Genomic DNA, 25,267 nt, shown 5'->3' on the forward strand with positions numbered 1-25,267 from the left:
CACGAAAGACATACCGGCCCTAGGAAAGCCCGCCCCACCCGGCGACACGGGACCAACCCACCATGCCCTGTGACCGCAGACGTCACCCGACCAACCATCACGCCCTACAGATCCACCGCCATCACCATCGACGAAAAATCCGGGCTAGCACTCATTTAGAGAACAGAATCGGTGAGCCAGCAGCGAATCCCTACCTTTACATGGCCTCACAGCTCGTTGCCGGACTCGATGGAATCGACCGGGGAGCTACTCCCGGCGAGATGTCGTCCGACCCACATCACGACAGCACCGGTCAGCGACTTCCGATCTCGTTGGAGGAAGCCGTTTCTGCCCTCGAGGAAAGCTCACTTTTTCGAGACCAGCTTGGGGACTCACTGGTGACGGTGCTGACGATGCTGAAGCGCAACGAACTCAAGCGTTTCGACCAGGACACGTCAAATCAAGCCGAGCATGCCAATGGTGTCTCCCGTTGGGAGCACCAGGAGTACTTCGCGGCGTTCTGACCAAACTGGGCTCGGTCCGGCGCGACCAGGAGCCGCTTGCGCGCTTTCCCATAGTGATCCGCCCGGTGTGTTCGGAGGCGCGGTGAATGGCTCTGCCAAGGCATTGTCGGCACTTTACCCGATGCCACCCATAGACTGAGTTACCCCGAGATCGCGGCATAGTTTCGCGAAATCCTCTGACAGGGTACTGACTTCCGTGATCTGAATTAAGCCGGATCCGGCTTAATTCGGATTATGCCGAGGTTTGCGTTCAGCCGAGGATGTGATCAGATGGGCGGAGGTGGCTTTAAGCGTGTCTTCGACGAGTTCGGTGCGCAGCGCATATGCGCTGCAATCGTCCCGCCTGCAACCTCCGTGAGCAGCAGTCGATGACCGTGGCCAGATACAGGTTGGCGCCGGTGGCCAGCGGCAAGAGGTGATGTCCCCGACCTACTTGACGTTGGTGGTCGCGGCATTGGATGTCACGACGAAGCAGGTCAGAAACCTTCTGGTTGGCCGGATCCGGTGTGGTGGTCTTCACCCCGTCGTCGCCGGCGATCCCGGCGACACGCATCACCCGCGCCACCCGCTTGTGGTTGACCCGCCCGATATCGGGCACGCCGTCGTTGAGCTCGGCGGTCAACTGGGGGGACTGGTCAGCGGCTATTCGCGCCTGCCCGCGGCCACGCATCGGCAGCAGTCGCAATAATCGAGGCGTCATCGCGCCATAGTCCGCCCGCACCAGTAGACGGATCACTCCGAGCCGATTGACCGCCTTCCATCGCTTTCTGCCGGTGGCGTCTAATCTGATTCCACCGATGATCGGCTGGTTGACGGGGTGTCGTAATGAAGAAAGTGCCCTCTGAGCTGGAAAGATTGATGTTCTCTAGGCAACAATCTGACCCGCACAAGAAAGGCACTTTCAGTGCAAGTGTCCCACACGTTCGGTCCCGACTCCGCTGTGTTCGACGAGGACAATCTCGTGTCGTGTGCCGGCCTGGTCCCGGTGATGGCTTTGGCCGAGCAAGCCGGCCTGACACGGTTGTTGGACAACAAGATTCACATTGAGTCGACGCGGGTCAAGTCCGGTGCGGCCAACCCGGCCCCGAAACTGGCCACCCTGATCGCGGGCATGTGCGCCGGTGCGGACTACATCGACGATGTCGACCTGGTCCGCGCCGGCGGCATGAAGACCCTGTTCGAGCGCGTGTATGCCCCTTCGACTGTGGGAACCCTGCTGCGGGAGTTCACCTTCGGTCACGCCCGCCAACTCGATTCGGTGCTGGCCGAGCATTTGGCTGGTCTCTGTGAGCGGGTGGATCTGCTCCCGGGATCGGATGTACGCGCCTTTGTTGATATCGACTCCCTGGTACGCCCGGTCTACGGACACGCCAAACAGGGCGCCTCCTACGGGCACACCAAGATCGCCGGCAAACAGGTCCTGCGCAAAGGGCTGTCCCCGCTGGTCACCACCTTGAGCACCGACACCGCCGCGCCGGTGGTCACCGGCATCCGGTTACGGGCCGGGAAAGCCAACTCCGGTAAAGGGGCCGCCCGGATGGTCGCCCAAGCCTTGACCACCGCCCGTGCGGCCGGGGTCAGCGGACAGATCACGGTGCGCGGTGACAGTGCCTACGGATCACGGGCGGTGATCCGGGTGTGCCGCCGCTACGGGGCGGTGTTCTCCCTGGTGCTGACCCGCAACACCGCCGTGCAACGCGCCATCAATGCGATTCCCGAGGACACGTGGACCCCGGTGCGGTACCCGGGTGCAGTCCATGACCCCGAGACTGGGGCCTGGATCTCTGATGCTGAGGTCGCTGAAACCAGCTACACCATGGCCGAATCGGACGGCTATGAGGCGGTCACCGCCCGCTTGATCGTGCGCCGCGTCAAGGACGCCACCCAACCCGAAGACGGTCTGTTCCCGATCTGGCGGTATCACCCGTTTTTCACCAACACCACCGAGCTGGCCACCGACGCCGATATCACCCACCGCCGCCACGCCATCATCGAAACGACCTTCGCCGACCTCATCGACGGCCCCCTGGCCCACATCCCTTCAGGACGTTTCGGCGCCAACAGTGCCTGGGCCATCTGCGCGGCCATCGCCCACAATCTGCTGCGCGCCGCAGCGACGCTGGCCGGCATCCGTCATCGCACCGCGCGCGGGGCCACGCTGCGTTGCCACCTGGTCAACGTCCCGGCCCGCCTGGCCCGCCCCCAACGCAAACCGATCCTGCACCTACCCACCCACTGGCCCTGGGAATCCTCCTGGACCACACTGTGGCACAACATCATCGGTCACCGATCCAGCGCCTGAACCAGCACCAACTCGACCCGACAACCAGGACCCCAACAGGAAAACTGGGCAGACCAGCGGTCCCACCATGGCAACCCCCAGCAGCAATCAAGATCAAGATCTCGACCCGACACCACAGGGCCGATCGGTGCTTTCAGGCTAATCCTGCGGGTGAGGCCTGCCCAGCCGATCAGTGGGGTTGCGATCTCTCGGCTCCACCAGTCGGTTGATAGCCTCGTGAGTCCGGATCCGCGTAAGCGCCTCGTCGTCCTCGTCGATCTGCTTGGTCACCAACTTTTGCGTCGAGCCCGCTGGAATGATGACGGCGCCACGTCCCCGAACCTCACGCGAGCAGTCGAAACGCTAGCTCTGCTGTTGGATCGCCCTCACATGCAATCGGTCTACCCTCAAGATCGCATTCGCGATGCGCTCAACGTCAATGGGCCGGATTCCAGCTACGTTGATTCGCCCCGACGTCGTCCCGTAGATTCCGAAGTGTTCTGCAAGAGAATTCATCTGGGACTTCGACAGCGGTAATAGGGAGAACATTCCCCGGTGGTGAGCGACGGACTGCAGCGCTTTGGAAACTTCCGCACCGAATGCCAAACCCAGTGCGACCCGGTTCTCTCTGATATGCGATCGCATACCGTCTAGTTCTGTGACCCACATTTCTCTAAGGTTGACGTCCGACAGTATTGCCGCTACTACAGCGCTTCCGTGGTCGGGCGGCATTGAATAGTTCACTCTAGCAATGCTCTCCAGAATCGGAGAAGCTGCACGAGCCACCGCCCCGCTGGATCCAACGACGATGCAGCATCCTGCCCGCTCGCAATAGAGGCCAAAGTTCTTTGAGCAACTCACCGCGACCAGGGCTTCTGGAACTCTTGCAATCATGTATCGCAGGCCTGCCAGGTCGGCGTCGATCCCATCACCGAGGCCCACGTATGCGATATCCACCAGGGGTAGCAACCGCTTTTTAAGGATCGTGTCGGTCACAGCGACCCACGCGGCATCCGAAAGGTCGACGCCTGTCGGGTTGTGGCAACAGCCCTGTATTAACACGACATCACCTGCCTCGGCGCACTCGAATGCGGCGAGCATGCCGTCTAGGTCGAGGCAACCGTCGCTATTGACGTACGGGTAGTAGCGGACGCGAAGTCCCGCGCGCATCATGATCGGTTGATGGTTGACGTAGGAGGGTGAGCTCAGCCAGACGGTAGCAGACGGCGTTGTCGAGGCGATAAAGTCGGCCAACAGTCGGAGAGCCCCGGTGCCGGCGATGGTCTGCATCGCATAGGCGCGGCTCGCGACGTCGACATCTCCGAGTACCCACTGGGTCATCAGCTGGTTGAACTCAACGTTGCCAGAAAGCCCACGATAGGCCTTTGTCAGTCCATTCTCGGTGAGTCTACGTTCGGCCTCAGCGACTGCGCCCATCACGGGAGTGGCACCGCTCCTGTCGCGATACACACCAACCACAAGGTCGAGCACATCGGGTCGGGTGTCTCGTTGCAGCCGGTTGGCGACTGCCCAAAGCGGATCAATTGCTACGGACTCGATTAGTTCAAGCATTTATTTCTCTTTTACTCTTCGATCGAACATAGGACAACGCAACTCCGACAACTATCAGCACAACGCCGAACACAACTGCCTCCGTCGGCTTCTCGCCGAGTAGAGGCACCGCGAGGAGAACGGTAGCGACCGGACTAAGCGACCCCAGAACGGAACTGCGTTGGGCACCTATCGTGCGGATCGCATACCGGTAGGACAAATTCGCTATGACTCCGACTCCGAGGCCTTGTACCAGCACGAACACGATTGCGTCGTGGGTGAATACACCTTGAAGATTGCCGGGCAGGACACCTATAGCCAGCAAAATGAACGTGACCACCGCCGATGGGATACTCAAAAGCAACGTGCATCCGACTGCGTCCAAATCTGTTGCACTAAGCGCAGTTGTGTACATCGACCACATCATGCTTGCTGCAACCAGAATCGAGGCTCCGAAGAGCAATGTCATATTAGCATTCGACAGGGGATTAGATAGCAATCCGCCGACACCGCAAGTAATGACCACAGCGCCGCTGATTTCATACGTGGTCGCTTTACGGCCAGCGCGCGTCAGAGCGAGAGCGAGGGCGAATACCGGGACCAGGCCTGGAATGAGCGCCCCGACAAAGATGGCGGTACTCAACGAACCGCCCCAGGACGCGGTGAGAAAGTACGGGAGTCCCGCTCCCACAAAGATCATCGCTGCGATACTCCATCGAATACGACAAATCGTCCGCCACCGAGAGGGGAGCCACGGCAACAACACCACCATGGGGACAGCAAAGCGGATTAACGCAACCTCGCCCGCGGCCATTTCTGATACCTCAATGAATCGGATACTCAATGCGAATGCAGCCCATACGGCCACCGTCAAACCCATTGCGGCATAACCGAACAACGCGCGGTCGGGTTGAGTCTCATCGGCTGCGGGGCCCTCCGGGGCGGTAGCCATTGCGGCCATTCTGGCGATTCCCTTCAAGGCAGCCCTCTAGGGCAGTGCTGAAACGCCCTGGAAATCCCGGAGGCTCCTGACCTTGGAAACGAGGATGCAGGTATGCCGAAGGAACAGTCGCCCGGGAAGCCGACGACACGTCGATACAGTGCTGAAGAGAAGGCCACCGCGGTGCGGATGGTCCGCACGCTGCGGGCTGAGCTGGGCACCGAGCAGGGCACGGTGCAGCGGGTCGCTCGCCAGCTCGGCTACGGCGTGGAATCGGTGCGCACCTGGGTCCGTCAAGCCGACATCGACGACGGTTATTCACCCGGGGTGTCCACCGTGGAATCCCAGCGCATCAAAGACCTCGAGCAGGAGAACCGAGAACTCAAGCGCGCCAACGAGATTCTGAAACGAGCGGCGAGTTTCTTCGGGGCGGAGCTCGACCGCCAACACAAGAAATAGTCGAGTTCATCGACGCCAATCGCGAGGAGTTCGGGGTCGAGCCCATCTGCACCGTCCTGCGAAGCGCAGGCCTGCAGGTGGCCCTGAGCACCTACTACGACATCAAAGCACGGGTCCCGTCGGCGCGGGCCCAGCGTGACGCCGTCCTGGGGCCGGCGTTGTGTCAGCTCTGGAAAGACAACTACTGCGTCTACGGGGCCCGCAAGCTCTGGAAAACCGCCCGCCGCGACGGCTACGACGTCGGCCGGGATCAGGTGGCCCGGCTGATGCGGGATGCCGGCATCGAAGGAGTCCGGCGCGGCAAACGGGTCCGCACCACCAAACCCGACCCAGCCGCGGCGCGGCATCCAGACTTGGTGAAGCGAAAGTTCACCGCGACGGCACCGAACGACCTTTGGGTGACGGACCTGACATTCGTGCCGACCTGGGCCGGGTGGGGTATGTGTGTTTCATCATCGATGCCTATTCGCGGATGATCGTGGGGTGGCGGGTGGCCTCGCATATGCGGACCTCGATGGTGCTCGATGCACTGGAGATGGCGCGGTGGTCACGTGGAAATACGTTGCCAGGCTTGAGATGTCACTCAGATGCCGGGTCGCAATTCACCTCCATTCGCTACGGAGAAAGGCTCGCTGAGATCGGCGCAGTCCGTCAATCGGACCGTCGGGACAGTTTCGATAACGCTCTCGCGGAGACAGTCAACGGCTACTACAAGGCTGAACTGATCTACGGCCCCGCCCGCACCGGGCCATGGAAGACCGTCGAGGACGTCGAGTTGGCGACGCTCAGCTGGGTCTACTGGCACAACACCAGCCGACTGCACAGCTACCTCGGCGACATCCCACCTGCCGAGTTCGAAGCTGCGTTCTACGATGCATACCGGACCGACCAACCCTTGATCGGAATCCAATAGCCCGAGCCTCCGGGAAACCCAGGGCGTTTCAGTGCTGACCGATCTCATGTGTAAGGATAGAGGAGTTCTCAAGCAATAGGATTGCTGAAACTGACATCAAATCAGGGTTTGTTGGCACAATCTGCCAAGGAAGAGAAGAATGGACGACTTAGACCAAGCCATCGTGCGGGAGTTGCAGCAGAACGGCCGGATAACTAATCAAGAGTTAGCGGATCGGGTAGGTTTGACGGCATCGCCATGTTTGCGACGCGTCAAACAGCTCGAAACGGCAGGGGTCATTACCGGCTATACAGCAGTAGTGGATCCCCGAGCTTTAGGTATGTCCATCACCGCTTTCGTGCGAATTCGCTTGGATAGACATTCACAGGATGCGGTCGATGCATTCGAATCGGCAATCCGGCTCATCGAGAACGTCCTGGAATGTTTCGTTGTCACTGGCGAGAGTGACTACTTGCTGCGAATTGTGGTCACAAACCTCGAGCAGTACGAGCGAGTAATCCGAACCCGACTCCAACGTCTGCCCGGAATTACTTCCATCGATTCCAGCTTTACGTTCGGACAGATCAAACAGACTTTCGTGTATCCACCGATTGCCCAGCAAGGGATGTGACTACCGGCGGTGAACCGCTGATCTCCCGGCCTGTCCGTCGATCCCCCTGGTAGCCAATAAAGATCGGCCGATCCTTGGCGTGACAGATTGCCAGACCGTAGTCGTCACGGTCACCCTCATTCTCTTGTGTAACAACGGCTTTCGCTCGACGGAGCTCGGATTTCGATATCCCGACGACATCGATGTCAAGGGTCGAACTGACCGCCAGCACCCAAACGGATTCGTGAACCGTGAGCGATGGTCTGGCTCAATGATCTACCAATGCAGCGAAGTTCGCAGTCACCCGGCGCAATGGTCCTTCAGCGCATGTGTCCCGCCTCCCGGGATCCAAGCACGTTTGTGAAGGCCTCAACTAAATCGGGAACGTCATCCGCGCGGAGCGCCGACGTAGTTACGCGGACACCAGACGGGGTTGAAATTCTGAATCGGTCGCCTTCCAACACTGCGTATCCCCTGTCCCGCAGGCCAATAACAGCTTCTGTCTCATGGATGACGGGTACCCACACGTTGAAACCTGAACGCCCACGTGCCGGGATGCCTACCTGCTGCAGGCCCGCAACCAGAGCGTCCCGACGTAGAGAGTAGGTCTCCCTCGCGCCGTTCAGCGTCATTTCGATACTCTCACTGCTGAGCATCTCCGCAACAGTTTCCTGCAGGATGTGGCTCACCCACCCGATGCCGAGTTGTTGTCTACGCTCGACGCGAGACACCGTCGTCTCGTCCCCTACCAGAATGGCCAGCCGGAAATCAGCGCCGAAAGCTTTCGCGAAGGATCGAACAACTGCCCAACGCTTTCGGCCTTCTGTCACCAATGAAATCGCTGGAACCCCCACGATCAATGCGGCGTGATCGTCCTCCACGATGAGGGCGTCATCAACACCATCCAAAACCCCTTTAAGCTGGCTAGCTCGCTCGAACGTCAGCGCCGATCCAGTTGGATTCTGTGCACGAGGCGTGACGATGACAACACGTGCGCCACGCCGTAGAGCTTGATCCAAGCTGACAGGGATCATGCCGGCATCATCACACTTGACCGGTTCGGGCATCAGTCCCAGCGCACGCACCAAGCTGAGGGTGCGGGAAAAGCATGGATCTTCTAACGCAACTTTGTCTCCAGCCTTCGTGTGGGCCATCAGAACCCGTTCGATGCCGTCTAATGCACCTCCGACCACAGTCAGATGCGCTGCTGAGATGCCGTCAGCGCTAAGGCGCCGCGCAGCAGCGATCCGCAGATTTGAAGACACCGGGCCAAATCTGCCCTCGCGGATGGTCCTCTTTCCGCCGGTCATCAGGGCAGTGCTAAAGTCCGGTAGTAGCGCTGGGTCGGCCCGGCCCGACGCGAGGTCCATGATCGATCCATGTGGCGCACCGTCACCCACAGGGTCAACGACAGAGCCGATGACGCGGGTACCGCGCCGACGGTCGCCATGCACTAAGCCCCATGTTTGTAGCTGTCGATAGGCGTTGGCCACCGTCGTTGAGTTCACCCCGAGCTGTTCTGCTAAATTTCGAATCGTGGGCAGTGCGTCGCCCGGGGCCAACGCTCCTGAGCGGATTGCCTTTTCCAACCTTTCGCCTATTTCGAGGGCGGTTGCGGCACCGTCGAGGATGTCCACGTCACGAAAGACCATACGATGACCTTACAAATAGGAGGCTTCCGATGCCCACGGCCTTACGGGTTTGAGATCTGAAACCTCCTGTTCGCAAGACACGGCACAATTCGGCGAACCTCCTCTATTCTTTCACTGCGCAAGGTGGCACAGAATGTCCCCGGCTCCTCCCCTGCACCGGCGACAACAACGCCCATCGGATCCAGAATCTGGCTCTGCCCTATGTAAGTTGGCGCGGTCTGGCTTGACGCCACGACGTATACCGTGTTCTCGATTGCGCGTGCCCTGCTCAGCAACTCCCAATGTACTTCCTTCATCGGACCGGAACCCCATGCTGAGGGCACGAGAAGTGCATTCGCGCCTGCGTCGACTAGCCTGCGAGCGGATTCTGGGAACCGGACGTCGTAACAAGTCATCATTCCGAACGTCAGATCGTTGATCTTGAAGACATAAGGGTCCGCCAGCGGCCCGGGCCTGACTTTTTTGGATTCTACAACCCCGAACGCATCGAAGAGATGCACCTTGCTGTACGTCCCCTGCACCGCACCGTGCCTATCGAGATGCACAAGTGTGTTGGAATATCGGGTATCACCGTCGTCGATCTTCTCGCTCATGCCGAAAACAATATGGACACCGTGTGCATTCGACAGTCGGGAAAGTTCCTGGACGAACGGTCCGGTAATGAATTGCGCCGGAGCGATAAGGCCACTTCGGGTTGGGTCCGTCCACATCGAGTTTTCCGGGAAGACGCATAAATCTGCGCCCTCCTCGACCGCACGGTCGACGCCTGCTCTGATCTGACTAATGTTTGCTTCAATATCTACCTGCACCGCATACTGCGTCACAGCTACACGTACGGACATTGCACTTCACATCCTTGCTTAAAGTTCACACGACCTGCTGCAAATGATTGGGGTTGATATCAGAAAAAGTGATCAACGTACTACAAATCGGAGACCAACCAGCCTTTCGATCAGCATCACGATGATCATCGACCCGCCGATCAGAGCTACTGATAGTGCGGCGATTACAGGATCTGCGCGGACCTCCAAGTATTGAAACATTTCCACAGGAAGTGTCGAGATAGCAGTACCCGAGACGAACATCGAAAGCACGGATTCGTCAAACGATACAATAAAGGCCATCAGTGATCCCGTAACTACGCCCGGCATGATAATGGGTAAAGTGATCCGCCGGAAAACATAGGCGGGCTTAGCGCCCAGGACCGCAGCAGCTTCTTCGCAAGAAATGTCGGAGGTATGCAAGCTCATGAGAACCGTGCGAACGCAGTAGGGAAATGCAATGCTGAAATGAGCCACAACCAAGCCTGTGAACGTCCCGCGGAGTCCTGCTGGTGCCAAGACGAGAAGTAGACCGAGACCGAGGACAACTGTGGGAACTAACAGCGGCATCAAGAAAAAACCTTCTATAGCACGTTTGAAGGGGAAATCTCGCCGCTCGATGGCTAACGCTGCCGGAACAGCGGCTGCCACAACTAGGGCCGTCACAATGAGTGACACGATTAAGCTCACCACCAAGCCTCTCGCAAAATCATCGTTGCGAAGCAATACCCGGTATGGATCCAGGGAGAACCCCGCTGGTGGAAAGCGTAGAGTGGGTTCGTTGCTGAATGACATAACGACGATCACAAGTAATGGTGCCAAGAGGAACAAGTAAACGCTCAATAACGCACATATGCTGCTGGTTCTGGATAGGCCAGCTTTAAACGAATCGCCCCGAAAGTGAGAATAAATGTGTCGGCCGGTCATTTGTTCACCACGCTCAACAGTCGTCGTTGAACGATTATGAAAAGTGCAAAAATCATTACAAGCATTGTCGACATAGCCGCCGCGAGGGGCCAGTTCAACGTCTGGGTTGCTTCGTTGTAGATCTCTGTTGCAAGGAGGAATACCCGTCCGCCGCCCATGAGCTGCGGAGTCACAAAGGACGAGATCGATAACACGAAAACGAGTAGTGCGGCTGCGAGGACGCCCGGTGCACTCAGCGGGAATGTAATCTTCCAAAATGCTTGGGAGCGAGACGCGCCAAGCGACCGAGCAGCCTCCTCAAGCGATTCGTCGACACGTCCGAAGCCGGACAGCATCACGAGAATTGCGTAAGGCATCATGATTTCGATGAGGGCAATCACTATTCCGAGATAATTGTCAGACAGCTGGAGGGGTTGGCTAATCAGGCCTACGGCCATGAGGGCGCTATTCAGAATGCCGTTATCGCTGAGAATTGCTATCCAGCCGAATGTACGCGCTATGGAGGAGGTTAATAAGGGCGCGATCGCCAAGGCAATGAGAAGGCCCTTCCAGCGTGTCGTCGTTCTCGCTAGAAACAAAGCTACAGGGTATGAAATTACTGTTGTTAGTGCCGCGACGACAACACCGAGAATAACAGTGTCCGAAAGGGCCGACCAAATGAGCGGGGAAGTGAAGGCGTCACGATACGTTTGGAGCGAAAGCCTTCCCAGAACCTCATAGCTCGGGCCTATTTCGTCGAAAGCGATACGCACAACCCAAGCAAACGGGATCAAGAAGGAGACAAGTAGACCAATTAGCGCTGGGGTGAGATGAAGCAGTCCACTCTTGGGCCGCTCCAGTCCCGAACTCGCCGGCACTCCCTTAGTACCGTTCTCCAACTGGTCGCTCAGATTGTATGTGGACACGGTGTCTCAGAGGCTGAAGTTTCTGGCACCAGGTAACCGGAACTCGGCTCCCAGCTAACTGTGACCCGATCTCCCGGTTGAGGCCGGTGACCTCCCCGGGCTGGGTAGCTCGCTCGCAATGACCGGTCCCCGACTTCGATCGTCAGGCTCACCCGATCACCCGTATACCCACTGGTTTGCACCACTCCTCCCAGCCCGGGTTTCAGGGGGGTTCGGACACTCTGATCCCTCGGATGATCAATAATCAGGTGGTGGGGGCGGATCAGGAGATTACAACGCTTGACGTCGAGGACATCTGGCCCGCTAGCGGCAAATCGGCGCCCCTCCAGGCTAACTTCGTAATTCCCCGCAGGCCCGGCAGAACCAATAGCCGTAACAGGGATCAAGTTCGCATTCCCAATAAATCTCGCGACGAATTCTGTCCTGGGTTGCTCGTAGACCTCGGCCGGTGTGCCGATCTGTTCAATTATTCCGTTGTTCATAATCGCCACTAAATCTGACATATCCAGGGCTTCATCCTGGTCGTGTGTGACGAAGAGAGTCGTCGTGTGCAAGCGCTGTTGAATCTGGCTGATTTCGGTGCGCATCGATTCTCTCAACTTTGCGTCGAGATTCGACAGTGGCTCGTCGAGTAAAAGCACCTTCGGCTCTACCACCAGTGCCCGCGCCAAGGAGACACGCTGCTGCTGTCCGCCCGAGAGTTCCCTTGGGCTCCGTTTGCCAAGATCTTTCATATGCACCATCGCGAGGGCAGTGTCCACCAATTCGGCCCGCTTGGTTTTACTCATCTTGCGGACCTGGAGCCCGAACGCCACATTCTCATCGACAGTCATGTGCGGGAACAAGGCATAAGATTGAAACACCATCCCCATGTTCCGCTTGTGGATGGGTGTGCGGGAAATGTCTTGACCATCAAGGATTATTCGACCAGAAGTGGGAGCGAGTAGCCCCGCAACCATCCTGAGTGTGGTGGTCTTCCCACAACCAGACGGGCCCAGAAGCGCAACCAGCTTTCCCCGCGGCACGGTCAAACTCAGCGAACCGACCACGTCTGGTCCGCCGTTCCCATATGCCTTACGCAAGTCGCGGAGAGTAAGCTCGGCACCGGGCTCCTGCGAAGAACCTAGGTTCTTAACGTGCGACTGTTGCTGAACCGCAGTGTGATTAGCCACCGACAACCTCGCTGCGCCAATCTGCACCCCACTGGTCACGAACCTGAGCGGTCAGCCACGGCCAGTCGAAGGGGATGGCGTCGGGGCTGTCGGCTCGCAGAATGACGCTCTCGACTTCTGGGGGAAGCGTCACCCCCTCAACTGACGGCGCGTAGGGCATGAGTTGTGAGAATCGGCTTTGGGTCTGCGCATCGAGCGCATAGTTTGTAAAGAGCTGTGCCGCTTCAGCATTAGAGCTTGACTCGGTGATGTTGATGGTGTTCGTCTGAAATATGGAGCCCTCGGTGTTCGCGACGGCCAATGCTCCCCCGGACTCGGATGCATAGCTTCGAGCGCGAGCGTTCCACCCAATCGAAATGCTTGCTGCTCCCGATTGCACCAAGGTGTACTGTTCGGGGCTTGGATCGAACGTAGAAACTCTGGGTCGAAGTTCTGCCATGCGGTCCAAGACCGTGCCGACGTCCTGCTTGTAATCGACCCCCATTACATCGGCCATGATCGCTATCCAGCCGATTGCCATCAAGCTTGGTGGCGATGGTAACGCTATCTGTGTGGCTCGGTCGTCCCAAAGGGAGTTCCAACTGTCCGGGGTGAAGCCGAGCTCAACGGGGTTGTACATGAGGACGATGCTGTCGAAGGTCAACGCTGGGCCGTATCCGCTGGCGTTGACAGCCCGGTCGATGACGTTGTCCAAGTTGGGGATACCGTCGGCCGATAGCTTTGCGAATCGCCCTTCGGCGATAGCTGTATCGGCTACGGACGTATCCATGATCACCACGTCGAATTGTCCTGAGGAGCCATCGGCACGCAGGTTGGCCAGCATCTCACTGGAGCCAGAAGCTGAGAGCAGATTCACTTCGTATCCCGGATTAGCTTCCAGGAACGGGTCGACCACTGCCTGTCTGTAGCTGTCCTGAAACAGCCCAGCGTAAGTCAGAATGTTGATGGTGTTGGGGTTGCTGGCTGTGTCGCTTAGCGGGGAGCACGCTGTGACGGCGGTTAATGTCAACGCGCATAGAGATTGCGCGCAACGCAATAACGTACGGCGAGATATGCTATTCATCGTGTTTGACTTTCGAATTTCTTGATACGTCAGATCAAGTAGATTTCGCCGACTCCGCTGTCGCGTCTGCAGGATCTCTAATTGCGGTGAGTAGGCTAGTACATTTGGTATTACTGATGGACTGCGGCAACGACCCGCTGAAGCACCGTTGCTTGGTCAATTGCGTCCTGAGCCCGACCAGCGCCTAATGGGTTCGCAATTTCGTCAATGAATGCGCCTAGTTCGCAATCGAAGGGGTTAGTGTCGTCCATTGAGAGGACCGAACGTTGGCCTTGACTGTTTGTTAAGTACACACCACCTGCGCAGTGGAAGGGAGACAACATCTCCACTCGACCCTCTTCGCAATGCGCGACCAAGTACTGGTGGCGTTGCAACGTCATATCCACGTCGAAACGAGTGATGACATCGTCTGCGGTAACCAGTGTCACAGAGGCCCTCCGGTCGACTCCTGAGTCAGTCAATACGCCGGTGCCGAAGATGCTTCGCGGTTCGCCAGCGAACAATCTGCTTGCCGCGATACAGTAGCAACCTAGGTCCATCACGGCGCCGCCATCGAGTTCGCTGCTCAGTCGCACGTCGCTGGGTCGATCGAGTGGGAAGCTGAAGTGTGCCTGGATTAGTTTGAGTCTGCCGAGCCGTCCGTCCTGGAGGACTTCTAGCACGCGCACAGTGTTCTGGTGGTAACGAAACATCAATCCCTCGAACACGCGTACGTCGGCTTTTTCGGCCATCTGGAATGTTCGCATGACCTCCTCAGGGTTTCTGCTAAGGGGCTTCTCGACCAGGACGTGCTTGGACCGCAGGATGGACTGCTGCGCCCAAGGCAGGTGGAGTGAGTTGGGTAAGCCGATGTAAACAGCGTCGATGTCGTCGGCGTCCAGCAAGCCCTCGTAGCTGCCGTAGCTACGGGGGATGCTGAACCGCGCTGCTTCCGACCTGGCTCGGTCGCCATCGCGTGATGCCAAGGCCACAATTTGTACCAAATCAGGAAGGCGGGTAGCCGCCGCAACGATGCGCGCGTTTACCCGGGACGCGCCGAGTAGTCCGAGTCGCAGCGGTCGCAGGTGCTGCGCGTTCAATGTCGCGGGTCGGAAGCGGTGCGCTTGGCACCGCCCAGCGGCACTGCTTCACGGTATTGTTGCTGCTCGCGCCGGAGGAAGTCAGGATTCGTTCCCCGCACGTACACGAGGGACATGGTGAGGGCCTGGAGTGCGATGGCGCCGCCGAGCAGCGTCTGCACAACCGGAGGCAGTGTTGTGGAGGGGATTACGAGTCGCCCCTCCGGTGTGCTATCCGGAGCGATCAGACTGGAGATATCCTCCGATGCAATCAAAGTGACGTGCAGGCCGATGTGGCCGGCGGCGCGAAGCAGTTTCTCTGCGGTTGCCGCGGCCGCCTCGGGCTCTGGACCACCGGTTAGTGTGATTGTGAGTGCGCTTTTGCTATCGTGCCCGACCATTTGACCATGTAGAACGTCTTCGACCCCGAATGGGCTGGCAGGGATCCATGCCGCCTCGGCAAAGTCGAGTGCGAGCTCGCGGGCACTCGGTTCGTCGACCAGACTCCCCGCGCTGATTAAGCGTTCGACGTCCTTCCACGCCGGACCGATGGAAGCAGCAGCGGCACGCAGTGCCGTCACCGATTGCTGGAGATATGAAGCGACCAGCTCCATATCCAGCAGTTCGCCGTTCAGATGGCTTCCGATCTGGAGGCCCGCGGCGATCGGCGACGTGTACCCCACCGTGTGGCAATAGCTTTTGTCGCGCATGGGGAGCTGAAGGACCAGATCCGCCAGATCGTGGGCGAAAGACGAAGGCGCCGCAATGATGACCGCAGTTCGAGCGCCAGTCGCGCGCGCTGCTGCCAAGGCGTTCAGCGTGGAAACCGTCAGTCCGCCGTGTGAAACAGCAATGCAGACGCCTCCCTTGCGGGGCGCTCGCGCCTGGTCTTCTGACTCTCGGAATTCGACTCGCCGACCGGTTGAATCTCCAAGTGCGGCGTTCAACGCCACCGTCACGCCGCGGGCGGCGTGACCGCCAGTCCCGACGCCAACGACCACGACCGGTGCATCGCCCGCTTCTTGTATCCAGCTCGCCACCCCACGTGCGGCTGCATCAACCGCTTTGAGGGTGTCTACGACTGTCGCTGGCTGCAAATCGATCATGTCGTCCATAACCCAGGGTGCACCAACGCGGAAATCCGGATAGACCGCAGCGTCATACCAGTCTGGCAGGCTTACCGATGTTTGAGTCACTACTTAACCTCGTTTGTAGGGGAACAATACGTTTTGTAGCCTAGCCGGGGTAGCGAATGGGTGCAACACCTAGGGAAGACCATTGGTCTCGGGGTCCGCGGTGATACGTCGATTGAGAAACCATCCCGCATGGTTTGCTTCGACCCGACGACCAGCTCAAGCTGACTCGGTCTCATCCAACGCTGGTCCACCGCTGGCCTGGTCACCCGCTGACAATCGGGCTAGCCATTGGGCCGGCCACCACTGCGAGGCCCGGCCCCGACCACAGGAGAGTCACCATGACCCGCCGTCGTCTGCAACGTTGGATATACGCCGCGACCTGCCTCATCATGCTGAGCAGTTTCGGGGGGTCGAGGAGCAAAACCCGCCCAATCCGGCGCTAAGCGATGAACATCGAGCGGTGACGTCGGCGGCGTGGACCTACAGGTGATTTCATGTCGGCATGACCGATGAGGGCGGCTACGGCCGGTTCGGGGCGTTGTCCCGTGTTGAGCTGGAACGGTTTTTCTACCTCGATGACGAGGACCGGAAGCTGATCGCTGGTCGGCGTCGTGACTACAACCGGTTGGGGTTCGCCCTTCAGATCGTGACAGTCCGCCAACTCGGAATGTTTTTGGCTGATCCGCTCGATGCGCCCTGGAGCTGGTCGACTATCTCGCCGAGCAGTTGGGTATCGAGGACTCCTCGTGTGTGAAGCAGTACACCGAGCGGAAGAAAACCAAACTCGAACACGCTTGGGAGATCCAGCGCGAGTACGGCTTGAGTTCCTATGCTGAGGTCGAGGCGGAGTTGGCGGCGTGGGTCGCCGATCAGGCGTGGGTCACCGGCGATGGGCCGAAAGCGATATTCGCCAGTGCGGTCGACTGGTTACGTGAACATCAGGCGCTGCTTCCCGGTCCCCGCACTCTGGTACGTGTGGTGACCGACGGGCGACAGGCCGCTGATCAGCGGTTGTGGAGTCAGCTGACCGATCAACTCACTGCTGGTTCTGCTTCGGCGCTACTGGCGTTGCTCGATGTACCCGAGGGCAAACGTCGTGTCAGCGAACTGGAGCGGCTTCGCCGGGGCGTGTTCCGGACCAGCTCGAAGGGTATGCTCGACGCCCTGGAACGGTTGACCGACCTCATCGGGCTGGGCGGGCAATCACTGGATGTGTCGATGGTTCCGCAGCGTCGAGTGATCGCACTGGCCACCTACGGGCTATCGAGTAAGGCCCCTACATTGCGGCGCATCGAGCCCGCCGCAATCGCCTGGCGGTGCTGGTCGCCACGGTGAAAGTGCTGTCGAACAGGGCAACTGATGACGTGCTCGAGTTGTTCGATCTTTTGATGGTCACGAACCTGATGTCGAAGGCCGAACGTGAGTCACGCGATGAGAAGCTGCGCCGATACCCACGCGTCTCACGTCATGCAGGCAAGCTCTCGGCAGCGGTCAAGATGCTGTTGGAGATGAGTGAGGTCGAGCCGAACCTCAGCGTCAACATGCTGTGGGATCTGATCGAGAACATCGCGACCAAAAGTGAGCTGCGCGCGTCGGTAGCGGTGATCGACGAGTTGGTGCCGGTCGATGACGCGGAACTCGATGGGCAGCGCCTGGAAGAGTTGGCGGGACGCTTGGCCACGGTCCGGGTGTTCCTGCCCCGGCTGATGAACACCGTGACGTTCGGAGCGACCGCGGACGGTGCGGCGGTACTGGCAGCGATGAAGACCCTCGGTGAGCTGATGTCGACGAAGTCGAAACTACCCGCGAGCTGGCTCGATGCCCGCCAGATCGACCATGATCTCATCGGTGGCGGCTGGAAGAGGCTGGTCTATCGCGATCCTCGGCCACCGGAGACGGTCGACCGCGCCGCCTACACCTTGTGCCTACTGGAGCAGTTCCATCGACATCTCAAGTATCGCAACATCTTTGCCCGCACTCGACGCGATGGCGTGACCCTCGAGCCCAGCTGCTGGTCGGGCAAGCATGGGATCGCTCCCGCGAGGCCGGGATGAACGCGTTGAACCTACCGGGCGATCCGGCACCGCTGCTCGCCGAGCATGCCGCCACGATGGACACTGCCTACCGTGAGGTCGCCGCGAGGTTGGACAGTGACGGTCCGGCGAGCGTCGGCGAGGACGGGCGTCTCCACCTCGCCTCGCTGAAAGCAGAACCGGACCCGCCGTCGCTGGTCGATCTACGTCGCCGGGTCCAGACAATGTTGCCCGAGGTCGACCTGCCCGAGCTGGTCTTGGAAGTCATGTCCTGGGTGCCCCGGTTCACCGAGTCGTTCACCCACGCCTCCGGCAACGGTGCCCGCGTCGCCGATCTCGGATTGTCGGTCGCGGCCGTACTGTGCGCGCACGCGATGAACGTGGGTTTCACACCGGTGACCAGCCCTGGTGTTCACGCGCTGACCCGTGACCGTCTGCACCATGTCGACCAGAACTACGTTCGCGTGGAGACGTTGACTGCGGCCAACGTCGAGCTGGTAGAGGCCCAGTCCGAGATCGAATTGGCGCAGCTGTGGGGTGGTGGGCTACTCGCCTCGGTGGACGGTATGCGGTTCGTGGTTCCGGTCCGCACCATCCACGCGAGACCGAACCCGAAGTACTTCGGCCGTAAGCGCGGGATCACCTGGTTGAACATGCTCAACGACCAGTCCGCCGGGCTGGCGGCCAAGGTCGTGTCCGGGACGCCCGCGACTCCCTGAACTTCATCGATGTGGTGCAGCTTCAGCAGGGCGGAAAAGCTCCCGACGAGATCGTCACCGACACCGGCTCCTACAGCGACATCGTGTTCGGTCTGATGCACCTGATCGGCAAGAGATACCGGCCGCAGTTAGCGAATCTGCCCGATCAGCGGTTATGGCGGTTCGACCGGTCCGCGGACTACGGGCCACTCAACCAGGCCGCTCGGGTCACATCGACACCGACAAGATCGCCGCGCACTGGGAGGACATGTGCCGAGTTGCAGTGTCGATCAACGAGTGTGAGGTCTCCGCTCACGACGTCACCCGGATGATCTCCCGGGACGGGAAACCTACCCCCTTGGGTCAAGCGATCGCCCATTATGGGCGGATCTTCAAAACCCTGCACATCCTGCGCCTGGCCGACGACGAACCGTACCGCAGGGAAGGCAAGATTCAGGCCAATCTCGGAGAAGGGCGTCACGACCTGGCGCGCCGGATCTACCACGGAAAGAAGGGGGAGATGACCCGTACCTACTACGAAGGCATGGAAGATCAACTCTCCGCACTGGGGTTGGTGCTCAACTGCACAGTTCTGTGGAATACGTTATACACCAACCGCGCTCTGGAACAGCTACGCGCGCAGGGCTATCCGGTGCTCGACGCCGACGCGCAGCGACTATCGGCGTTTATCCGCACCCACATCGGTATCGACGGCCACTACGCCTTCCACTTACCAGACCTCGGTGGAACACACCGGCCGCTGCGCGATCCCGATGCCCACGAGAGCGATTGACGGTGCGACTCACTGCGCCGATCACCGCCCTGGCCGACGCGCCGCCGGATCGCTCTCGGCCTGAAAGCGCCGTAGCCCATCGTCGGAGATTCTTGCGTACTCGACAAGGCCTCGCACCGACATCTGACCCGACAGCGTCATCAACACCGGCATCGACGCGCCATCCTCGGCCGCATGCGTCAGCCGTGAATGCCGTAGTTGGTGCAGCGTGTACGGGCCGTCGTCGTAGTGGACGGTGTGGCCTTCGAACATCTCGGCCGCGCGCCGATAAGACAGCCGTGCCCGCCCCGTCGACGAGTCGACATCGCGTGCAGCCACGGACGATCGGGCTTTTCGGGCGGTGAGGAACAGTGGACCGCTCGTGCGGTCGGCCAGCATCCGCGGCAACAGGCGCGCGGTAGCGCTCTGCCACGCGACGAGTGAACCACCCTGGGGCTGGTGGAGACTGTGATCTCACCAGGAGAATGCAGATATGGGTGCACCAAGGAAGTTCGATGCTGAGACGCGGGAGCGGGCAGTTCGGATGTATCGCGACCGGCTCAAGGAGTACGGCGAGCCGAAAGTAACGGCCCGTAAGCACGTCGGGCTCTGCTCGATATCAACCCGGCGACGATCCGAAACTGGATCGAGAAGAACGATCCGGCCACCGAGGCACACGGGCCCGTCGCAGGAGTTGACCGCGACGAGGAGTTGAAGGCGCTACGGCGTGAGAACTCCGAATTGCGAAGAGCCAACGAGATTCTCAAGACAGCGTCAGCGTTTTTCGCAGCGGCGGAGGTCGACCGCCGACTTCGGTGATCGTCGAGTACATCGACGAATACCGCCACCTTTTCGGGGTCGACCCGATCTGCACCGTACTCAAAGAGCACGGCATCAAGATCGCCCCGTCCACCTACTACGCCGCCAAGAAACGCGGCACCGTCTCCGCAGCGGCACTGGAAGAGGCGTACGCCACGAACACCGTTCACGGGTTCTTCGTGGCAAACAGACGCCTCTACGGAGCCAAGAAAATCTGGCATGCAATGAAACGCGCTGGTCACGAGATCGGCCGCGATCAGGTCGCTCGGTTGATGACGATCTGCGGAGCAGAGGGTGTTGTCCGCGGACGCCGGCGTACGGTGACCACCGAACGCGATGATCGTGCCCCTCGACATCCGGATCTGATTGCCCGGCAGTGGGGCGCGCCGACTCAACCGGACCAGTGGTGGGTTGCCGATTTTACTTATTGCTGGACGTTGGTTGGTTTCGTGTACACCTCGTTCGTGGTCGATGTGTTCTCCCGCCGGATTCTCGGGTGGAGGGTCATGACGACGAAGGCGACGCCGCTGGTGTCGGGTGTACTCGAGCAAGCATTGTTCACACGTCGCCGGTCCGACTTCGCGTTCACTGCAACGGGTTTGGTCCATCACTCGGACGCGGGTTCCCAGTATACGTCTCTGGCGTTCACCGAGGCGTTGATCGAATCCGGCATCGCTGGATCGATCGGCAGCGTCGGCGACGCGCTCGACAATGCGTTGATGGAATCGACGATCGGGTTGTACAAGACCGAGCTGATCGACCGGCAGAAGTCGTGGAGCGGGCGCAGCGAGGTCGAGCGCGAGACGGCTTCCTGGGTGCATTGGTTCAACACCAGCCGCCTGCACTCCTCGATCGGATACCAACCGCCCATCGACTACGAAAACGAGTACCGTCAACAACGCTCGACAGCCACCTCCGACCGCGACGTGGCTTGAACCAGGTCTCCATCAGATCCAGGGTGGTTCAGAGTTCGCGTGCCCCGCCCTTGCGTGTCACCTCCGCGCAGCGGTTCGCTGTGTCGAGGTCGGGCACATCCAGCATCAACACCTCCTCGGCACGCGCCGCGGATTCGTAGAGCATGTGCCATAACACCTGTTCCCTCTGGGCCGCATCCGATCCCAAGATCTCGGTGACCCGATCCTTGCTCAACGCCCTACTGGTGTCCGGCGGTGCGGGCCGCGTTCGCAACCGCACTAACGGATCGCCGGCCAACCACTGCTGATCGCGCCAATATGCGCACGCCGACCCCAGCGCAGTCAATCGGATGTTAAACGTCTTCGCCGACTTGCCACCCCACACGAAGGTGAACCAGCCACTGACCCGATCCGGCTCCGAGCCCAGCAACGCCACATTCGTATCCGCCCCGAAGTCGACCACCAACCGATTCAGCGCCGCCGCGTAGGTTGCGCGGGTGTTCGACACCATAATCGTCGCCAAGTAGATCTGTACTGCATCGGCCAGCCGCACATCACTCGCCGACGTCGACAACCTGTGAACCCGCCCCATGTCATCAACCTCGAACTACTACCGCGCACAGGTTCTCGAGTCGCCCGACTGGGGCGCATCGACCCGTTATCCGATCGCACATAGTATGACACTATGTGCGGTAAATCCTTAGCGCCGGATTGGGCGGGTTTGCTCCTCGACCCCCAGTTACAGCTCTCACGTGAGCATCTACGTACGGTCAACAGATGTATTCAATCGGGCTCATCTCGCTCCCCTCGAAGGTAGAGGTGAGGCACATGCCGGCCGCGCCTGGCGGCAGGTTGTATCCAATCTGTGCGCTCTAGAGCGATGCAAAGTTGGGAATCCGCTTGACGGAAGGTGTGACGCAGGCTACATTCCTGTATGCAATGCGGGGCCTGCTATTGATGTGAACTGCGAATATATGGCTCCAGACGAGACATATGTGCTGTGATTGAATGCAATCATCACGCAGCGCCAGGAGGTGCCACCCATCGCAACGGTTTACGAGCCAACGGGGGAGCGATCGGAGACAAAGTGGCAGTGGGCTGACGTTTGGAGTTAGCGCTGCTGCCCGGATAAGTCTCCACCTGATGCCCGGTGCCTTTACGGGGGAATGTCAAGTGGCCGACGCAAAATGAGGCCCTTGAATAACTCTGCCTGTATTTCGCCTTGCGCAATACGCGGTCTCGAAATTTTCACCAAAGCTGAGAACGGCAACTACGAAAAGGAATTATGCTGATGCCTGGTCACGCCCTACCGCATCCAGTTGCGATGTTGCGTGTGTTTTTGATCTTGTCCCTACCGTTGACTCTGATCTTTTGTATCGGTGGGAGCCTTCCGCTGGCCAAGGCCGACGAGTCCCACTACGCCGAATTCTACACGCCACCAAGTCCTTTGCCGGGTGATAGCGCGCCGGGAGACCTTATCCGTAGCGAGCCTTCTCGCCTGGTGTTGGAACCCTCGGGCCAGCTGGGTGCGTTTGTCGCCGACGGCACCCGAATCATGTACACGAGCACCGGGGCCAAGGGAGAATTGATCGCGGTGACCGGCACATATTTCGAGCCGCATAATCCGTGGCCAGGAAATGGGCCGAGGCCCCTCATCGCATTCTCCACCATTCCGTATGGACTCGGCGATCAGTGCGCTCCGTCTCGAATGTTCAACCAGGGAATGCACGCTTCGGTGGGGAACTCAGGATTTGACCTGATGCTGAACTTTGAGGAGACCTTCATCGCCACGATGGTCGCCCGTGGTTTTGCCATCGTCGTCACCGACGGAGAAGGGTTGGGGACGCCGGGGATCCCGACGTTCCTGAACCGGTTGTCCGGAGGGCAGACGCTGATCGACGCCGCTAGGGCTGCGATGAAGCTGCCCAATACGTCGCTGGACCCGAATGGCCCCGTCGCCTTCTGGGGATACTCGTCCGGTGGCGCCGCCTCGGCATCGGCCGCCGAACTCGCGCCAACCTACGCTCCGGAACTGAATCTGGTTGGCGCATGGGCCGGCGCCGTGCCTGCCGATCTGTCGTTGATCCTGCCGTACGCCGACGGATCGATCTTGGTCGGGGCCTTGGGTTATCTGTTGAACGGCATTGCTGCCGCCTACCCTGAGCTGGCGCAACCGCTGAGTACGACCCTGACACCACGTGGTGTCGAGATGTTCGAACGTAACCAGGTGATGTGTCTGGTGGAAACCATGATGAGTTTCGGGTTACGCCACGCGGCACCGTATTTCACCACCAATCCAGCTGAACTGATTGCAGCGGAACCGCTGAAGACGGTCATTGACGCCCAGCGGATCGGCCGCCTCAAGCCCCAGGCGCCGACCTTCATTCTTGCCAACAGGTGGGATCCGTTTGTGCCCTGGGGTGGTGGCCATCAGCTGGCCCTGGATTGGTGTGCCCAAGGCGCCGACGTGCAGTTCTGGACAAACGAGCAGCCCCCTTTCCTGAACAAGACGGCGACCAATCACCTGCTGACCTATTGGGTCGACGGGGAGCGCTCGATGCAGTGGGTCGCCGACCGGTTCAACGGTCTGCCGACCACGCCCAACTGCGGGGCAATCTAATCGGCACGACCACCGCAGAAGATCGGACGTAAGGAGAATGTCGGCCTTGGCGAGCCTTGCCCGTCTGTGCGTCGTCGCGAACGAGCTCCACCACTGCGCGCGAATTGCGTTGAGTAGCTATGGCAATCACCGACATACCTGAATACGCCCATCTGAGCGATACAGACCTCGATGAGTTGGCGGCCGCGCTGGACGCAATCCGGTCCGATATCGAGTCTTCGCGCGGCGCCGATGATCGGGCATACATCAAGCGTGCGATTGCTTTGCATAGAATGCTTGAGATTGCGGCAAGGCTGACCATCGGCGTAAGCAAAGGCAAGCTCGGCTGGGTTGTCGGAACGGCAACCCTGGCCGCGGCCAAATGCATCGAGAACATGGAACTGGGCCACAACATCAGCCACGGCCAATGGGATTGGATGAACGACCCCGAGATCCATTCCACGACCTGGGAGTGGGACATGGCCGGTCTCACGGCGCACTGGCAGAACTCTCACAACTACCGGCATCACGTCTTCACTAATGTCATCGGCGTAGACGACGATCTCGGCTTCGGAGTCTTCCGGGTGACGCGCGACGAGAAGTGGCGGCCGCGTGCCTTGATGCAACCCTTGCGCGCGGTGTTGTTGGCGGTCTTGTTCGAGTGGGGCGTCGCATTGCACGGTTTGTATTCGGTGCAAGAGCGGGAGACGACGAGCGCGGGCAAATCCGCTCATAGCAAAGCGCTCGTCCGCAAGATCGTTCGGCAGGTCAGCAAGGACTACGTCGCTTTTCCCGCGCTGAGTGGCCGCCGGTGGTGGCGCACGCTGGCGGCCAACGTGGTGGCCAACGGACTGCGCAACGTCTGGGCGTACGCGGTCATCGTCTGCGGTCACTTCGCGGACGGAGCAGAGAAGTTCACCCCGTCAGTGCTGGTGGACGAGACGAAAGCTGGATGGTACCTCCGGCAAATACTGGGGACCGCGAACTTCCGGGCCGGAAGGGTGATGGCGTTCATGAGCGGAAACCTTTGCTATCAGATCGAGCATCACCTCTATCCCGACCTGCCGAGTAATCGGTATCCCGAGATCGCCGAGCGAGTGCGCGATGTGTGTGCCTTCTACGACCTGCCCTATACGACAGGTCCGTTGCTTCGTCAGTACATGCTCACCGTGCGCACAATCTGCAAATTGGCGCTTCCGGACTGGTTTCTTCTCGCTACCTCCGACGACGCTCCTGAGACGGCATCCGAAAGCAGGTTCCGGAACACCCCGCAACGATCGCGCGTCGCACGCGTGGGAAACGACATGAGGCGGCGCGGATTGGCGACAGCGATACTCGACAGCAGTCGGCGCGAGGCTGGGAGGCGGCTGGCCTAAGAGTCGGATTATGCTGCAGTGCTGCTTAATTCGACCGACAATCACCCAGGTACCCGGCCGAAGGGGCTCAGCCCGGAGGCGTCGTG

At 59.7% G+C, this 25,267-nt stretch carries 19 protein-coding genes, 4 pseudogenes and 2 other annotated features; of the genes and pseudogenes, 10 read left to right on the top strand and 13 right to left on the bottom strand.

Annotation, left to right across the window (positions count from 1 at the left end):
• The first annotated feature begins 200 nt into the window (after positions 1–200).
• A complete protein-coding gene (locus BTO20_RS00345; protein WP_232490982.1) occupies positions 201–503 on the top strand; it encodes a glutamine synthetase in 303 nt (100 codons plus the stop codon).
• A gap of 286 nt (positions 504–789) precedes the next feature.
• On the opposite strand, the gene BTO20_RS39065 is transcribed toward BTO20_RS00345, so the two are convergent.
• Positions 790–1,203 carry a hypothetical protein gene (locus BTO20_RS39065; RefSeq protein WP_157680081.1) on the bottom strand — a complete coding sequence of 138 codons (414 nt, stop codon included), beginning with the start codon at positions 1,201–1,203 and terminating at the stop codon, positions 790–792.
• A gap of 204 nt (positions 1,204–1,407) precedes the next feature.
• On the opposite strand from BTO20_RS39065, the gene BTO20_RS00355 reads away from it, so the two are divergent.
• The gene (locus BTO20_RS00355) at positions 1,408–2,805 is read left to right on the top strand and encodes an IS1380 family transposase (RefSeq protein ID WP_157680082.1); all 1,398 of its coding nucleotides are present in this window, start codon (positions 1,408–1,410) and stop codon (positions 2,803–2,805) included.
• Between the two features lie 342 nt (positions 2,806–3,147).
• Here the strand turns inward: BTO20_RS00355 and BTO20_RS00360 are convergent, their stop codons facing one another.
• Positions 3,148–4,356 carry an aromatic amino acid transaminase gene (locus tag BTO20_RS00360; protein WP_087072432.1) on the bottom strand — a complete coding sequence of 403 codons (1,209 nt, stop codon included), beginning with the start codon at positions 4,354–4,356 and terminating at the stop codon, positions 3,148–3,150.
• The gene (locus BTO20_RS00365; RefSeq protein ID WP_157680083.1) at positions 4,349–5,287 is read right to left on the bottom strand and encodes a DMT family transporter; all 939 of its coding nucleotides are present in this window, start codon (positions 5,285–5,287) and stop codon (positions 4,349–4,351) included. Before BTO20_RS00365 ends, BTO20_RS00360 begins: the two co-directional genes overlap by 8 nt.
• A 102-nt stretch (positions 5,288–5,389) precedes the next feature.
• Here BTO20_RS00365 and BTO20_RS00370 point away from each other — a divergent pair.
• Positions 5,390–6,647 (top strand): annotated as a pseudogene (locus BTO20_RS00370) (IS3 family transposase).
• Positions 5,689–5,820: a sequence feature (AL1L pseudoknot), on the top strand. Its footprint overlaps the pseudogene before it by 132 nt.
• Before the next feature lie 139 nt (positions 6,648–6,786).
• Positions 6,787–7,257, top strand: a complete 471-nt coding sequence (locus BTO20_RS00375; RefSeq protein WP_087072436.1) for an Lrp/AsnC family transcriptional regulator — start codon at positions 6,787–6,789, stop codon at positions 7,255–7,257.
• 299 nt (positions 7,258–7,556) lie between these two features.
• On the opposite strand, the gene BTO20_RS00380 is transcribed toward BTO20_RS00375, so the two are convergent.
• The 8 genes from BTO20_RS00380 to BTO20_RS00415 form a co-directional block, all read right to left on the bottom strand.
• The gene (locus BTO20_RS00380; RefSeq protein ID WP_198344203.1) at positions 7,557–8,873 is read right to left on the bottom strand and encodes an aminotransferase class I/II-fold pyridoxal phosphate-dependent enzyme; all 1,317 of its coding nucleotides are present in this window, start codon (positions 8,871–8,873) and stop codon (positions 7,557–7,559) included.
• Positions 8,874–8,929: 56 nt separating this feature from the next.
• Complete coding sequence (locus tag BTO20_RS00385) at positions 8,930–9,730, bottom strand: carbon-nitrogen hydrolase family protein (RefSeq protein ID WP_087072440.1); 801 nt, start codon at positions 9,728–9,730, stop codon at positions 8,930–8,932.
• Positions 9,731–9,802: 72 nt separating this feature from the next.
• The gene (locus tag BTO20_RS00390; RefSeq protein ID WP_198344204.1) at positions 9,803–10,504 is read right to left on the bottom strand and encodes an ABC transporter permease; all 702 of its coding nucleotides are present in this window, start codon (positions 10,502–10,504) and stop codon (positions 9,803–9,805) included.
• A 128-nt stretch (positions 10,505–10,632) separates the two neighbouring features.
• Entirely contained in the window at positions 10,633–11,541 is a 909-nt protein-coding gene (locus tag BTO20_RS00395; RefSeq protein ID WP_198344205.1) for an ABC transporter permease, read from the bottom strand.
• Positions 11,523–12,752, bottom strand: coding sequence for an ABC transporter ATP-binding protein (locus BTO20_RS00400; RefSeq protein ID WP_332460260.1), 1,230 nt, complete (start codon positions 12,750–12,752; stop codon positions 11,523–11,525). The genes BTO20_RS00395 and BTO20_RS00400 overlap by 19 nt, the downstream gene beginning before the upstream one ends.
• Positions 12,706–13,776, bottom strand: coding sequence for an extracellular solute-binding protein (locus BTO20_RS00405; protein ID WP_087072445.1), 1,071 nt, complete (start codon positions 13,774–13,776; stop codon positions 12,706–12,708). The genes BTO20_RS00400 and BTO20_RS00405 overlap by 47 nt, the downstream gene beginning before the upstream one ends.
• A gap of 110 nt (positions 13,777–13,886) precedes the next feature.
• Positions 13,887–14,855 (bottom strand): Gfo/Idh/MocA family protein, encoded by a 969-nt coding sequence (locus tag BTO20_RS00410; RefSeq protein ID WP_087072458.1) that lies wholly within the window; start codon positions 14,853–14,855, stop codon positions 13,887–13,889.
• The gene (locus BTO20_RS00415; protein WP_157680085.1) at positions 14,852–16,030 is read right to left on the bottom strand and encodes a hypothetical protein; all 1,179 of its coding nucleotides are present in this window, start codon (positions 16,028–16,030) and stop codon (positions 14,852–14,854) included. Before BTO20_RS00415 ends, BTO20_RS00410 begins: the two co-directional genes overlap by 4 nt.
• A 442-nt stretch (positions 16,031–16,472) precedes the next feature.
• Between BTO20_RS00415 and BTO20_RS40095 the strand changes: the two are divergent.
• The 3 genes and pseudogenes from BTO20_RS40095 to BTO20_RS40105 all read left to right on the top strand — a co-directional run bounded on the left by BTO20_RS40095 (position 16,473) and on the right by BTO20_RS40105 (position 19,494).
• Positions 16,473–17,305: pseudogene (locus BTO20_RS40095) on the top strand (DUF4158 domain-containing protein).
• A 53-nt stretch (positions 17,306–17,358) separates the two neighbouring features.
• Positions 17,359–18,024 carry an amino acid kinase family protein gene (locus BTO20_RS40100; protein ID WP_232490983.1) on the top strand — a complete coding sequence of 222 codons (666 nt, stop codon included), beginning with the start codon at positions 17,359–17,361 and terminating at the stop codon, positions 18,022–18,024.
• A gap of 245 nt (positions 18,025–18,269) precedes the next feature.
• A pseudogene (locus BTO20_RS40105) lies at positions 18,270–19,494 on the top strand (transposase).
• A gap of 21 nt (positions 19,495–19,515) precedes the next feature.
• On the opposite strand, the gene BTO20_RS00425 reads toward BTO20_RS40105, so the two are convergent.
• Positions 19,516–19,812 (bottom strand): hypothetical protein, encoded by a 297-nt coding sequence (locus BTO20_RS00425; protein ID WP_232490984.1) that lies wholly within the window; start codon positions 19,810–19,812, stop codon positions 19,516–19,518.
• Between the two features lie 154 nt (positions 19,813–19,966).
• On the opposite strand from BTO20_RS00425, the pseudogene BTO20_RS00430 reads away from it, so the two are divergent.
• Positions 19,967–21,227 (top strand): annotated as a pseudogene (locus tag BTO20_RS00430) (IS3-like element ISRru1 family transposase).
• Positions 20,250–20,381: a sequence feature (AL1L pseudoknot), on the top strand. It overlaps the preceding pseudogene by 132 nt.
• Before the next feature lie 28 nt (positions 21,228–21,255).
• On the opposite strand, the gene BTO20_RS00435 reads toward BTO20_RS00430, so the two are convergent.
• Complete coding sequence (locus BTO20_RS00435; RefSeq protein WP_232490985.1) at positions 21,256–21,798, bottom strand: site-specific integrase; 543 nt, start codon at positions 21,796–21,798, stop codon at positions 21,256–21,258.
• 732 nt (positions 21,799–22,530) lie between these two features.
• Between BTO20_RS00435 and BTO20_RS00440 the strand changes: the two genes are divergently transcribed.
• Positions 22,531–23,826 (top strand): lipase family protein, encoded by a 1,296-nt coding sequence (locus tag BTO20_RS00440; protein ID WP_087072462.1) that lies wholly within the window; start codon positions 22,531–22,533, stop codon positions 23,824–23,826.
• A 119-nt stretch (positions 23,827–23,945) separates the two neighbouring features.
• Entirely contained in the window at positions 23,946–25,181 is a 1,236-nt protein-coding gene (locus BTO20_RS00445) for a fatty acid desaturase family protein (protein ID WP_087072464.1), read from the top strand.
• Positions 25,182–25,267 lie beyond the last annotated feature (86 nt).

The sequence above is a fragment of the Mycobacterium dioxanotrophicus genome (assembly GCF_002157835.1).
Lineage (GTDB): Bacteria > Actinomycetota > Actinomycetes > Mycobacteriales > Mycobacteriaceae > Mycobacterium > Mycobacterium dioxanotrophicus.

Coding starts and splice junctions, on each gene's coding strand:
- BTO20_RS00345 (WP_232490982.1), top strand. CDS start 201: ATGGCCTCACAGCTCGTTGCCGGACTCGATGGAATCGACCGGGGAGCT.
- BTO20_RS39065 (WP_157680081.1), bottom strand. CDS start 1,203: ATGACGCCTCGATTATTGCGACTGCTGCCGATGCGTGGCCGCGGGCAG.
- BTO20_RS00360 (WP_087072432.1), bottom strand. CDS start 4,356: ATGCTTGAACTAATCGAGTCCGTAGCAATTGATCCGCTTTGGGCAGTC.
- BTO20_RS00365 (WP_157680083.1), bottom strand. CDS start 5,287: ATGGCTACCGCCCCGGAGGGCCCCGCAGCCGATGAGACTCAACCCGAC.
- BTO20_RS00375 (WP_087072436.1), top strand. CDS start 6,787: ATGGACGACTTAGACCAAGCCATCGTGCGGGAGTTGCAGCAGAACGGC.
- BTO20_RS00385 (WP_087072440.1), bottom strand. CDS start 9,730: ATGTCCGTACGTGTAGCTGTGACGCAGTATGCGGTGCAGGTAGATATT.
- BTO20_RS00390 (WP_198344204.1), bottom strand. CDS start 10,504: ATGTCATTCAGCAACGAACCCACTCTACGCTTTCCACCAGCGGGGTTC.
- BTO20_RS00405 (WP_087072445.1), bottom strand. CDS start 13,776: ATGAATAGCATATCTCGCCGTACGTTATTGCGTTGCGCGCAATCTCTA.
- BTO20_RS40100 (WP_232490983.1), top strand. CDS start 17,359: ATGGTCACGAACCTGATGTCGAAGGCCGAACGTGAGTCACGCGATGAG.
- BTO20_RS00435 (WP_232490985.1), bottom strand. CDS start 21,798: ATGGGGCGGGTTCACAGGTTGTCGACGTCGGCGAGTGATGTGCGGCTG.
- BTO20_RS00440 (WP_087072462.1), top strand. CDS start 22,531: ATGTTGCGTGTGTTTTTGATCTTGTCCCTACCGTTGACTCTGATCTTT.
- BTO20_RS00445 (WP_087072464.1), top strand. CDS start 23,946: ATGGCAATCACCGACATACCTGAATACGCCCATCTGAGCGATACAGAC.